The following is a 12,650-nucleotide window of genomic DNA, read 5'->3' as shown; positions in this document are numbered from 1 at the left end:
ATGAGGTCTGATTGCCACGGAAGTCAGAACTGAAGGGAGGACAATTACCGAAACGGATATTGTTGTGTTTTCCTATTTTACCGGAGACTGGACTTATCTCCACACAGACAAAGAGGCCGCGGAAAGAAGTATCTTCAGGGAGAGGGTGGCACATGGATATCTGACACTGTCGGTCTCGCTTGGGCTGATGATCAGATCTGGGGTTATTAATGTCGATGTTTTCATGGCACTGAAGTCGATAGAGTATGTCAGGTTCGTCAAACCGGTGAGAATTGGGGACACTCTGACTGTTGTTTACAGCAGCGTCAGAAAGGAGTCGCTGCCCGGGACGGTTTCTGTCACTACCGAGGCCAGAACTTTAAATCAGAGGAATGAAACTGTGATGGAATTCGGGACGCTCCACCTTGAGCGATCTACGAATGGTAACGGGGGAATAAAGTGAGCATTTACAAGGAGCTGAAGGCTGAAAAAAGGAGGGTTGCGGTAGTCGGCGCAGGTCAGACAAAATTCGAAGCTAGATCTCCCGGAATGACGTACTATGAACTCGCATTCGAGGCTGCTACCAACGCTATGAAGGACTCGGATACGGGTATCGAAGATATAGATTCTGTCGTCTATGGAATATACAACGACCTTTTCGAAAGGCAGATAATGCCAGACACCTACGTGCACGACTATATTGGAATGTACGGGAAACCGGGCCTGAGGGTAACAACCGGAGGGGCAACCGGAGGTTATGCCTTCAGATCGGCATACGCGGAAATAGCGTCCGGACTTGCCGACACCACGCTTCTGATCGGTGTTGAGAAGGCACAGGATTGTTATGACTGGGCGCAGGGCAAGGCGACACCGGAAGTGATAAAATCGATCGCTTACAGTGCAGATATGACATGGGAATTTCCCCTGGGAACGTCTGCTGCATCCTCATATGCGATACTTGCTGCTGCGCATATGAGGAAATACGGAACAACAGAGGAGCAGGCTGCGCTTGTGAGCGTGAAGAATCACGGCAACGCTATGAACAACCCGTTTGCGCAGAGCCCAATGAAGATAACTGTCTCCGACGTGATGTCTTCCAGGATGATATCCTATCCCTTCAAGATGCTGGACTGTTCCCTCTACACTGAAGGTGCGTATGCGCTTGTACTGATGAGCGAGCGGAAGGTCGTTGAGACGAATGCAAGAGATCCTGTTTGGGTCATGGGAATAGGATCATCCAATGACAAGGCATTTACAGGCTCAAGATCTATAAGGGACAGAATGGGAAGATATGGGGATATTGCCGATCTGCGGAACCATTACGAGGCCGCCCGCCAGGCTTATAAAATGGCCGGCATCGTGAATCCGAAGAAGGAAATAGATGTAGCTGAGTTGCATGATGCCTTCAGTTTCACAGAAATACAGGGATACGAGGCAATGGGCTTTGCGGAAAGGGGAAAGGGTGGAAAATTCATAGAGGATGGCGTGCCTCTTTCAGACGGTGCAATCCCGGTATCGCCTTCCGGCGGTCTTTTAGGCGCTGGTCATGCTGTTGGGGCGACGGGAGTAATGCAGATTGGCGAAATAGTCTGCCAGATCAGGCACCGCGCGCAGAAGAGGCAGGTGGAGACCAGGAATGGCATCGGTCTTGCCCACTCCATTGGAGGACCCGGGTCGTCCTACTGTTCCGTCGCGATTCTCGGAGGAGGGTGAAATGAAAACATCAACCGAGAAGGCGAAGGAGACCGCCAGGAAGGAGCTAAAATCGGAACCGCTTGAAAGCGTCATTGACAGCATCATTGCCGGAAAGCTGGAAAGAAACAGTTCAGTTCTTGAGCGTGAAGAATACTTCGAAATTCCGGATAAGATGGTGATGTTTTACAAGTACAGCTACGGCATGCAGTCTAAATTTTTCAGGGAACTCATGGACAATGCAATGCTGTACGGCACAAAATGCCGCGGATGTGGTATTGTCCATTTTCCTCCGAGGATCAAATGTTCAGAATGCTATTCCGATACCGAGTGGATAAGAGTTAGTGACAGAGGCACGGTGCTTTCCGGTACGACCTCGTGGTACGCAACATCCGAATTCTTTGACAAAGTACCGTATGCAGTGGCATACGTAAAGCCAGTGGATGCAGACACGGCCATTCTGCAGCGGATTGATCTCAAGGGTCGGGAACATGTGGAATCAGGCACAGCAGTGAAAGCGAGATATAAGGATAAAGAAGCGAGGAGAGGGACGGTTTCTGATTTCTGGTATGAAATCGAGGAGCGGTAACTGTCTGATAAAAATTAACAGTGCCAGGTGCAATGGGTAACTACGGTCATTCAGGACAACACTTCCCTGAAAAGAGAATTGTTTCTTTGAACAGCATGCCGGTAACAGGGCATCAAATACAACTCAGACATGCGCGTCCCGCCGCCCGAATCCCGATGTCCCACGCTGCCCAGACGGCAACCTTACAGGTTTCCGGGCAATTTGTATGGAGGCGTCCGGCTTACCGGGACGCATCTTTTTAATCTGACGGATTATCTGTCAGACTGGTATCGGCATGTCAGGTACACGAAACCCGAAAAGCGGAAGAACACCCAGGGACGTCTATTACATGAAACTTGCATACGTCATTTCTGAGAGGAGTACCTGCATCAGAAACGGGCGGCAGATTGGAGCGATAATTGTTGACGACCTCAATCATATAGTGAGCAGTGGATACAACGGTAATCCAAGGCATATGAAGCATTGCGATGAGATTGGATGCATCAGAGATATTCTTCAGATACCGTCAGGCACCAAAATGGAGATATGCACAGCCGTTCATGCGGAGCAGAATGCAATAATTCAGGCAGGCCCCGGTGCAGTCGGCGCGACAATATATTCCACAATATTGCCCTGCAATACCTGCGCGAAGATGATTGTCAATGCCGGGATGCGACGCGTCGTCTACAGCGAAGACTATCCCGAACACATGGGCCTAGAACTCATGCGTGAACTTGGAGTCCGTGTGGACAACGTTCCTGTTGAAAAGCCGCCACGTATAACCTGATGCTGTAAGATCAGGAATCAGGAAAAATCAGTTCCTTCCTTTCCCTGCGGTAAATTTTGATCTGCACGGCAAAAGACTTTATTAAATCGACATCCATTCATTGCCGATCAGGATGATTGGCGACGGCAAATTAATGCATTTTGTGTCTTCACTGGAGAATGAAATGATCCAGTCCCTCAAGCAGATGATCAGCATACCGGCAATAAGCCCTGAATCAGGCGGAGAAGGGGAATATGACAGAGGCGAATTTCTTGTGTCTTTGTTGAAGGAGAATGGAATGAACAATATCACAAGATTCGATGCCAGCGATCGGACTGCAAAGCATGGAGTTAGGCCGAATATTGTTGCAAGTCTGGGGGAAGGCGGTAAAAACTGCCTCTGGGTCATTTCGCACATGGATACCGTTCCGGCAGGCGACATAAAACTCTGGAAGCACGACCCGTTTGACGCGGCTGTCCGGAACGGAAAACTGTACGGCAGGGGATCGGAGGACAATGGGCAGTCTCTCATAGCTTCGCTGTACGCGGCAAAGGCGGTTGTTGAATCCGGTATTTCGCCTTCAGTAAAAATTGCATTTGTGAGTGATGAAGAACTCGGAAGCAGGAAGGGCATAGAGTACATGGCAAGAAAAAATGCTTTCCGCAAGGGCGATGAATTTCTCGTGCCTGACGCCGGGAGCGAGAAGGGCGACGAAATCGAGATAGCGGAAAAGAGTTCTCTTTGGGCCAGGGTCAGGACAACCGGAAGGCAAACCCACGCCAGTGTACCGACTGCGGGTATCAATGCAAACCTTGTCGCCTCCCGATTTCTTGCCTTCACCACGGACTACATGTATTCTAAATACGGTGCCAAAGATGAACTATTCAAACCGTTGCCTTACTCCACTTTCGAACCAACAAAACGTCTGTCAAATGTTGAGAACGTCAATACAATACCTGGCACCGACGAATTTTATTTTGACTGCAGGATTCTTCCGTCGTACAGTGTTTCCGCAGTCCTGGCCGATATGAAGAAGATTGCGTCGATCTTCAGCGAACAAACAGGTGCACAGATAACCATTGATGTTTTCAAGAAGAGCACAGCGGCTAAGCCCTCATCCACTGAGGAGGGAGTATTCAGAAAAATATATCAGGCTGTCAAGGAGTTGAGAAAGGTCGACCCAAGATTCGTGGGTATTGGCGGAGGGACATGCGCAAACATAGTCAGAATCAGAGGCTTCAATGCAGCGGTCTGGAGCACCGAATGCGGCATGGCGCACCAGCCAAACGAGTATTCGCTGATAAGGAATATGGTGGAGGATGCAAAAGTTATGGCATCGCTCTTCACCCTCTGGCATCAGTAGCATTGTTCAAAAAACAAGCTCTTCAGCCTGTACAGTTCTGTTTCTGAAATCCAGAATGCTGGTTTTCGCCTTCAATCCATTCCCGAGATCTGCCTCCTCCTGGCCAAGGAAAAGGGAAGCTGCAATTCTTCCGATTGCAAAACTCTTCAGTATGCCGCTGCCGCTCATTCCGGTAACAGTCAACATATTGTATTCATTGAATATGACCGGGTTGCTGTCGAATGTGTTGATTATGTACTGACCGGCCCAACTTCCCGCCGGTCGCAGGTTTTCGAATACCGGGAGATATTCCTTAAGCACAGGTCTGATATGCATTTCGTAAAAATTGTCATCAGGCGTAGGATATTCCTCAAATCTATAAGGGCGGCCGAAGTCGTCCGCAAATCCAATATCAAAGGAGACATCGTTCAGCTCAGGTCTCAGATAGGCCCCCCCTGGAAGGAATGTGAATGGGAGGATGCCGGCCCCGGTGAACCCGGGATTCCTGTAGAGGGAGGACAACTGTTGCCCTCTCAAAACAAATATCTGTCTTGTTTTCGGTCTTGCCCTTGCATCCACTCCTATCTCATTGACGAGATCAGGCGTCCAGGTGCCGGCAGCCACAATAACTCTGCCGGTCAGATCGCCGCCCTCCGTCGATACGCCGGTGACCTCTGCATTTTGCCATCCGAACGGTTCACCAGATATGCCGAGTTTTGGTCTGGCATCGGCAATGAAACCCTTGACCCTGGTGTTGAATTTGAACTCGACCCCGTTCTTAACACACCCGGCATAGTAATGTTCGCATACTTTCACAGGATCGATGATTCCCGCAACAGGATCGAATATTCCGCCGCTTATTCTCTTCAAATTCATAACGGAGGCGTCCTCCCCCTTCGGCTCAACAACTATTTCCGGTATTCTCTTTGAAATCTCTCTCCCGTCCATCACGACCAGCGAAGAGCCGTTTCTGTTCAGGTCGTCCGCTATATTGAAAAAGTGATCTGCTCTATCCTCTCCGAGGAGATAGAGGTAGCCAACCTGCCTGAGACCAATGTCATCTCCTTTTGCAGCTATGTCAAGGAAGTACCTGGCTGTAGATTTTGCAAGAATTCTGTTGATTTCTGATGTAAATGAAGTCCTGAATCCTGAGGCGCTCCTTGAAGTATTGCCCATCGCTATGCCGCTGCTTGCCTCCACTACACATATTTTCATTCCCCTGGATAGGGCGGAAAGGCTGAATGCCGTAGAAAGGCCTGTTACGCCGGCTCCCACCACAATTGCATCGTACCTCATTTCAGAATCACCGGTGCTTCAAAAATTTCAGGAAACCAGCCTCTCTGCCATCCACTCTGGCCTGAATGGCATTAGATCCTCGTATTTCTGACCGGTTCCAAGAAAGACTATCGGTTTCCTGATTGCTCTGGTGACAGACAAGGCACTTCCTCCCTTCGCATCCGCGTCTATCTTGGTGAGAATCACCATATCCACACCAACAGCTTCATCGAATTTCTTTGCCTGCTCAATCATGTCGTTTCCGGCCAGAGCATCTCCCACAAAAATTGTTATGTGCGGTTCGGCTACACGTTTTATCTTTTTCATTTCGTCCATCAGATTGTTGTTGGTCTGCATTCTTCCTGCGGTGTCTATGAGAACAAAATCACGATGTCTGGCTCCAGCATGCTCTATGGCGTCATATGCAACAGCCGCAGCATCTCCGCCATGTTCATGCGAAACAATCCTGACATCAAGCGCTTCTCCATGAACCTTAAGCTGCTCAATTGCTCCCGCTCGAAACGTATCACCCGCTGCGATAATCACTGTGTAACCCTTCTTCTTCAACATGTTTGCCAACTTGGCAACGGCGGTGGTTTTGCCTGTGCCGTTTATTCCTACGAACATGATTTTTGTCGGTCGTTCGGTTCCTGCGACTACACTGTCAAAGTCCACACTGTATTCAGAAAGTATCTTTTTGACGTTTTCCTTAAGCGATGCTTCAATTGCTTTAGCAAGATCGTGTCCTCTTGCAATTCTTTTTCCACGGAGTTCTTTTTTCATTCCGGCGATTATTTCCGACGCAACGCCCTGTGCGACATCGGATTCAAGCAATCCCAGTTCCAGCTCCCAGCATATTTCATCCAGTTTTTCATCACTGATTTTTTTACCTTCCTCGCCAATGGCTGTTTCGGATACGGGCTTAGCCGAATCATCTTTCAGCAGCCCGAGCCTCTTCTTCAGGGCGGAAAACATCAGATCATCCTGTTCGAGGCTGTTGCTCTCTGGCGGCCTCCTCCTCGATCATTGATTGAAGTTCGTTGATCTGCTTTTGAAGTTCGGCCATGCGATCGTATATCTTTTGCGACGCCTCAACGAGTTCCTTGATTCTGATATCCATTGATTCTACTATCCTGGAAAGCGGTTCCTCGAACGAATAGCCTACCGCTGTTGAAAGGACTCCTCTTCCGCTTTTGACAGCTTTTACAGGAAGGTAGACTCCCCCTCCTACAGGCACCATGAGGTCCGCCCCGTCATCAGCCTGGCCATAATTGCTCGCCGTTTCCCTGGCTCTCGAGAATTCATTGACCGAGTCCTGTATAAGCTGGAGCTGCCCGGAAAGATTTTCGGCCTGCCCCCTCAATGTTTCCAGAGCAGTCAGGGCCTGCCGCAATTCATTCTCGTTCAAGATCCTGCGCCCGCCTGATGTTTCACCACGTTGTCGGTAATCTTGTCTGAGGCCAGCTCCTGCACTTTTTGAATGTCTATCAGCCTCCTGGGCACTTTGTGTCTGCTCCCCAGAATCGTCATTATTTTCTCCCTCGCGGCGCTCTCATCCCCTGATGCAACCTCTATGTTGAAATTCTGCCAATTTCTTTCCGAAATTTTGAATTTTCCCGAGACCAGAAATGCTTTCATAACATTCACCTGCTGCAATCCTAATCAGTGGTTAAATAAACGCTTTTCCCAAAGGACGGCTCAAAGATACCGGATTTTGCCACAACACTATTTAAATATCGTTTCCACCCTGAGCACGGACATTTCTCTTCTTGCGATCATCCCCATATAACCCGAGAAAGGAATGATTGCTGCCGCGAAAACAAAAGAATAGAATATCGACGGCGACGCCCTCATTCCAAGAGTATACTGCGCCTGTACGTTCCCGGAACTGGAGAACGCGACAATATAATATCCTGTACTTGGAATGGTCGTCACTTGCACTGTTGTGTAGCCTCCTGCGGGCACAAAATCGTTCCCGCCCGCAAGATTTGACGATATCAGCACCGACTCATTTGCCGCCTGCGGTGTTGCACCGGACGCAATGTAATCGCCCTGTGTGACTATTACAAAAGTCAGATTGTTACCGCTAGGATTGTAGATGGTAACATATCCTACGGTATAAAGGCCAAGGTCGTTTCCGGACTCGAAATTCGTTGTTCCAACAGGACCAGAGAGAGTGCCGTGAACATTGAACACCGGCATGTAGTTTATTGCAAATAGCAGTACAACAGCCAGCAGCGACACGCCAAGTATTGCCATTGAAGATCTGAAGGCGCGTTTCGCAATGAGAAACATCACACCCTTCCTCTTCCCGTATCTCATTGACAGCCTGAAAAAGAATATTCGCTCTGCAGACATTACCAGAAATATGAATATCGCAATGAGTATTACATTCGATATAGGAAAATAGGGAGGCCGGAGCGAAAAACCGTTCAAGAACATGACCAGCGCTGCCATTACAGCCGCAACGGCCCCCTCCAGTCCAAATAGAAGACCCCTTGTTCTCAGTATCCTTGCAAGTCTGGGGTCATTCTCAAGATCCTTTGTCTTCATCCCTACAGCTATTTTCAATGTCTTTTTATATAAGTTTCTGACCGGTTATCAGCAAAACTTCCATTGCGGCAGACACTCCTACGGGAGTCTGGCCTGTCTCCTCAGCATCAGGAATAACGCAATATTGACAGGTATTTCGTTTATTCCCTCCTTTATGTTTATAGGCTGCCCCATAAAAGGAGGGGTTGCGAAAGAATTCACTGTGGTTATCTTCACTCTCTCATCTCCAAAGTCAGGAACGGCATCGGTCAGCGGATCGAAATTGTCAAGTTCATCTCTCTTCAACGAAACAACCTTCAGTGCGGTTTTTCCATGAAGTGTTCCCGGAAGTCTTATAAGTCTATGGATGTCACTGGTCACAGGTTCGTCTGTCTGGCCCCCCTTTTTGTCGACCGTTCTTCTGGTCAGCATTTCTGTGAAAATTCTGTTGTCGTCTTGTCTGGATGAGTTGCCGAATATGTCTATGAGGCCCGTTTCCCTGATCCTCTCCCTGCCCCCTTTATCCGCCAGATTGGCGGCCATTCTCCTGGCCTGTTTTTCGGGAATGCCGTATTCCGTTAGAAGCCTGACAGCACTATCCTCGTTTTCCATCTGCGAAAGCACTTCGTTCATTACGCCAAATGCCTTTGCATACCAGCCACCGTCATCTTCAGAAGGGATTTTCATTGTTGTTATTCTCTTCCCCCCTCGATCTTCATCCACTCCTACAACCTGTGTCCGGAATAGTGCGCCTGCATCCAGGCCTGTTGCTGTAATGTAATCCACAATTTCACGTCTCTCATGATTGCCCAGCGATATGACGGACTCACTGTAAACATGTATGTGATAACCGCGACCTCCTGAAAAAACAATTTCAGTTTCCTTCTCGTCGAAGCCCAGATCGGAAATTATGAAGTCATCGTAGAGATGAATCATCACACTCTTTACAACTTTCAGCATTTCCTCGTATGGCAGTTTCTCCGACCCTCTGACGTGATCTGCATCAAGATCGAAAATGAGATCTGCGCCTCCCCACCCCTTCTCCGCCATTGTCTGCGCGTCTGGTTTCTCGTAATATGCGGCAGAATAATAGGAATGGGAAGGACCGCGAATTTTGAGAAAATTGTTGAGTTCTGTCTCGTTCCTGAGACTTACATGTCTCTGAACGTAATTCCTGTCAAAGAACATGAAACCGAACTCTCTGGAGGACGTCTTCAGGGGAGGCTCAACCGGATGTGATGTGTAATACCGGATGAATGCCTCCTTAGAAAATGACAGTTCCCTCGGGACGACATCTGCTTTCTGCTGGCGCACAGGTTTAATGCTCACTGTTGAAATAAAAACATTCCTGTATGGTTGCCGTTTAATCTCATCTCATATTCTGGTCAGCTGTTTTGGCGGCATGGTATTTTTCGATTACTTTCTTTAAACCGGCGCCAAGTGTGGTTTTAGGTTTCCATCCAAGTATCTGGGCCGCCTTCCTTATGTCCGGCCTCCTCCTCACCGGGTCATCCGAAGGCATGTCATTGAAAACCAACCTGCTGTCAGATGAGGTCATATCCCTGATCATGTTTGCAAGCTGCAAAACAGTGATCTCCTTGTCGCTTCCCAGATTTACCGGGCCGGCATTCCTGATATCGTCGGTTTCCATGAGTTTGATAAGGCCATCAACCATGTCGTCGATATAGCAGAAGCATCGTGTCTGCTGGCCATCTCCGTTAATCGTCATCGGCCTGTTTGAAAGCGCCTGGGTTACAAAATTTGGTATCACCCTCCCATCCCCGGGTCTCATTCCGGGTCCGTATGTGTTGAAAATTCTGGCTATCCTGGCATCAAGGTCGTGAGTCCTCCCGAAGACTGTAGTCATCATTTCAGAAAAGCGCTTTGACTCATCGTAGCAAGCCCTGACACCCACGGGATTTACATTTCCCCAGTAGTCTTCGGATTGCGGATGTCTTGCCGGCTGACCATAGACTTCCGATGTCGAAGACAGAAGAAACCTTGCTTTCTTCTCTCTTGCGAGCTGCAGCACATTTATTGTTCCCAGCGAACCTGTCAATGCAATTTCAAGTGCATGCGTCTCAAAATCTATCGGGGAGGCCATAGATGCCAGATGATATATTCTGTCTATTTTCCCATCTATGCCCAGCGGTTCTGTGATATCTCTCTTCAGAAATGTCATTCGGTCGTCCGATTCAAGATGTGAAATATTTACCCTCCTGCCGCTGGAAAGATTGTCTACGCAGATAACCGAATCTCCGTTTCTGAGCAGTCTTTCACACAGTGCGGAACCGATGAATCCTGCACCGCCAGTTACGAGGATTTTCACTGTTTGTATTCCCCCATTTCTCTTCTCAGCCTGCTTCCGTACTTTGAGCTTTTGAGCGTGAGCTCAATATTGACCTTCATCCAGAGATACATGTCTCCTATGTCGTATCTCTTCCCCTCAAAGACATATCCATATATCTTTTCGCTCTGTTTCAGAACTGAGAGCGCGTCCGTAAGTTGTATTTCACCCTTACCATCAGCTTCGGTCTTTTCAATAGCATCGAAAATACCGGGTGTCAGAATGTATGTTCCCGTAATTCCCAGGTTTGACGGAGCTTCTGCCACAGACGGCTTCTCTACCATTTTTTCAATGTCGAACAATCCCTTTGCAATCTGTTTTCCCTTTATTATACCATAGTCTTTTATCTTCTCCTTCCTTACTTTTTCTATAGCTATTACTGAAGAAGCCGTCTCTTTGTGTATGTCCATCAGCTGTTTCACAACAGGAACACTTGATATGTTTATCGTATCCCCGAGCATAACAGCAAAACTTTCGTTTCCTACATGGTGACGTGCACAGTATACGGCATCTCCAAGACCTTTCGGGTGTTTCTGTCTGATATAATGTATTTCGGCCAGTGACGAAATTTCTCTGACCTTCTGAAGATATTCCCCCTTTCCGCGTTCAGTTAGCAGCCTTTCAAGTTCGGGGGATGAATCAAAGTGGTCCTCTATTGCCCTTTTCTCCTTTCCGGTGACTATTATTATGTCCTTTATTCCGGCTCTAACCGCTTCCTCAACCACATATTGTATAACCGGCTTATCCACGACAGGGAGCATCTCCTTGGGTTGAACTTTTGTCAGCGGAAGGAAACGTGTTCCCATTCCTGCCGCCGGTATGACTGCTTTCAGTAAATCACCAGCATATCCCTTCATAGTTACTCGTTTTCGTTACTCCTCTGCCGTCCACAACAAGCTTTCCACCATATATGAGCGGGTCTGAGAATTCTTTCCACTCAGTGACAATGATTATGGCATCAGAACCACCGGCGGCTTCTGCGGGGGAGGCGGCATAAGTGATTCCAGGAAAGAGCTTTCTGAAATTTTCCATTGCTTTGGGATCGAAAGCAATAACCTCGGCCCCCTTTTTGAGCAGTTCGCCGACAACCCTGATTGAAGGCGCATCCCTGACGTCATCTGAATCTGGCTTGAATGAGAGACCAAGGACGGCAACCCTCTTTCCTGCTATTTTCATTCTTTTCTCAAGCATCTCTACAAGTTTCAGAGGCTGCCTCTCGTTTTGTGTGAGTACCGCATCTACTATCGGCGTGTCCACACCCAGTTCATCGGCAAGCGAAGAAAAGGCAGAAGCATCCTTCCTGAAGCAGCTGCCGCCAAAGCCAGCTCCTGCGTTAAGGAACAGCGGGCCTATCCGCCTGTCCATCCCGATCGTTCTCGCAACAACACGCGTATCTATGCCAAGAACCTTGGAAACATTGCCTATTTCGTTAATAAGCGCAACCCTTGCAGACAGAAATATGTTGGACGCGTACTTTATCATCTCGGCCGTCGTGCAGTCTGTGAATATCTTTGGTGCAGTGAAAGGCGCGTAGATATCCTCAAGCACCTTTTTTGTCGTTTCATCAAAACTTCCGATCACCACTCTGTCCGGTTTCATAAAATCATTAACCGCGCCGCCCTCTTTCAGGAATTCGGGATTCATTCCGAGGCCGAAATCAATTCCAGCTTTTTTCCCGCTGATGTTTTCGATGATTTTCTTCACCACCCCTTCAGTTGTGCCGGGGACAACCGTGCTCTTTACGACGACTGTGTGGTATCCTGCCTTCCTCCTTATTGACATTCCTATCTCTTCTGACACTTTCTTTATATAATCCAGATTTTGTTTGCCGTCGCTCGTTGACGGAGTCCCGACGCATATGAAAGAAAGATCGCTTGAATTTATGGCTTTGTCAATACTATTGACTGCCTTCAACCTGCCTTCTCTAACTGTGCCGGCAACAATTTCTTCGAGATCCTTCTCATAAACAGTGGGGATCCCTGCGTTAACCAGTTTGACCTTACTTTCAACGCTGTCCACCATTATTACATCGTTGCCGATCCTCGAAAAGCATGCGCCGGTAACCATGCCTACATATCCGGAGCCCACAATTGACAGCTTCATATTGACCACATCTTTAATGACAAATATAATGGTTGCAACATGAAGA

At 48.2% G+C, this 12,650-nt stretch carries 14 protein-coding genes; 5 read left to right on the top strand and 9 right to left on the bottom strand.

Annotated elements, in window-relative coordinates:
- The first annotated feature begins 7 nt into the window (after positions 1 to 7).
- The 5 genes from KIS29_01265 (at position 8) to KIS29_01245 (ending at position 4,368) form a co-directional block, all read left to right on the top strand.
- Complete coding sequence (locus KIS29_01265) at positions 8 to 442, top strand: MaoC family dehydratase N-terminal domain-containing protein (GenBank protein MBX8638953.1); 435 nt, start codon at positions 8 to 10, stop codon at positions 440 to 442.
- Entirely contained in the window at positions 439 to 1,692 is a 1,254-nt protein-coding gene (locus tag KIS29_01260; GenBank protein ID MBX8638952.1) for a thiolase family protein, read from the top strand. Before KIS29_01265 ends, KIS29_01260 begins: the two co-directional genes overlap by 4 nt.
- Before the next feature lies 1 nt (position 1,693).
- Positions 1,694 to 2,260, top strand: a complete 567-nt coding sequence (locus tag KIS29_01255) for a Zn-ribbon domain-containing OB-fold protein (GenBank protein ID MBX8638951.1) — start codon at positions 1,694 to 1,696, stop codon at positions 2,258 to 2,260.
- A gap of 274 nt (positions 2,261 to 2,534) precedes the next feature.
- Positions 2,535 to 3,026, top strand: coding sequence for a dCMP deaminase family protein (locus tag KIS29_01250; GenBank protein MBX8638950.1), 492 nt, complete (start codon positions 2,535 to 2,537; stop codon positions 3,024 to 3,026).
- Positions 3,027 to 3,189: 163 nt separating this feature from the next.
- Positions 3,190 to 4,368, top strand: a complete 1,179-nt coding sequence (locus KIS29_01245; GenBank protein MBX8638949.1) for a M20 family metallo-hydrolase — start codon at positions 3,190 to 3,192, stop codon at positions 4,366 to 4,368.
- Between the two features lie 6 nt (positions 4,369 to 4,374).
- Here the strand turns inward: KIS29_01245 and KIS29_01240 are convergent, their stop codons facing one another.
- From KIS29_01240 to KIS29_01200, 9 genes are all read right to left on the bottom strand, one after another.
- The gene (locus tag KIS29_01240; protein ID MBX8638948.1) at positions 4,375 to 5,643 is read right to left on the bottom strand and encodes an FAD-binding oxidoreductase; all 1,269 of its coding nucleotides are present in this window, start codon (positions 5,641 to 5,643) and stop codon (positions 4,375 to 4,377) included.
- Between the two features lie 27 nt (positions 5,644 to 5,670).
- Entirely contained in the window at positions 5,671 to 6,597 is a 927-nt protein-coding gene (gene ftsY / locus KIS29_01235) for a signal recognition particle-docking protein FtsY (protein ID MBX8638947.1), read from the bottom strand.
- Positions 6,598 to 6,601: 4 nt separating this feature from the next.
- Positions 6,602 to 7,030 (bottom strand): prefoldin subunit alpha, encoded by a 429-nt coding sequence (gene pfdA, locus KIS29_01230; GenBank protein MBX8638946.1) that lies wholly within the window; start codon positions 7,028 to 7,030, stop codon positions 6,602 to 6,604.
- Positions 7,027 to 7,260 (bottom strand): 50S ribosomal protein L18a, encoded by a 234-nt coding sequence (locus KIS29_01225; protein MBX8638945.1) that lies wholly within the window; start codon positions 7,258 to 7,260, stop codon positions 7,027 to 7,029. Before KIS29_01225 ends, pfdA begins: the two co-directional genes overlap by 4 nt.
- An 87-nt stretch (positions 7,261 to 7,347) precedes the next feature.
- Entirely contained in the window at positions 7,348 to 8,175 is an 828-nt protein-coding gene (locus tag KIS29_01220; GenBank protein MBX8638944.1) for a hypothetical protein, read from the bottom strand.
- Between the two features lie 78 nt (positions 8,176 to 8,253).
- Positions 8,254 to 9,468, bottom strand: a complete 1,215-nt coding sequence (gene priS / locus KIS29_01215; GenBank protein MBX8638943.1) for a DNA primase catalytic subunit PriS — start codon at positions 9,466 to 9,468, stop codon at positions 8,254 to 8,256.
- Between the two features lie 55 nt (positions 9,469 to 9,523).
- On the bottom strand, positions 9,524 to 10,492 hold the full coding sequence (locus KIS29_01210) for an SDR family oxidoreductase (GenBank protein MBX8638942.1): 969 nt from the start codon (positions 10,490 to 10,492) through the stop codon (positions 9,524 to 9,526).
- The gene (galU, locus tag KIS29_01205; protein MBX8638941.1) at positions 10,480 to 11,334 is read right to left on the bottom strand and encodes a UTP--glucose-1-phosphate uridylyltransferase GalU; all 855 of its coding nucleotides are present in this window, start codon (positions 11,332 to 11,334) and stop codon (positions 10,480 to 10,482) included. Before galU ends, KIS29_01210 begins: the two co-directional genes overlap by 13 nt.
- Positions 11,335 to 11,338: 4 nt before the next feature.
- The gene (locus tag KIS29_01200; GenBank protein MBX8638940.1) at positions 11,339 to 12,604 is read right to left on the bottom strand and encodes a UDP-glucose/GDP-mannose dehydrogenase family protein; all 1,266 of its coding nucleotides are present in this window, start codon (positions 12,602 to 12,604) and stop codon (positions 11,339 to 11,341) included.
- Positions 12,605 to 12,650: the final 46 nt, after the last annotated feature.

The organism is Candidatus Sysuiplasma jiujiangense (genome assembly GCA_019721075.1).
In the GTDB taxonomy this organism is placed as follows: Archaea; Thermoplasmatota; Thermoplasmata; order Sysuiplasmatales; family Sysuiplasmataceae; genus Sysuiplasma; species Sysuiplasma jiujiangense.
Note: the sequence above shows the minus strand (reverse complement) of the source record. Positions and strands in the feature narration are given on the sequence as shown.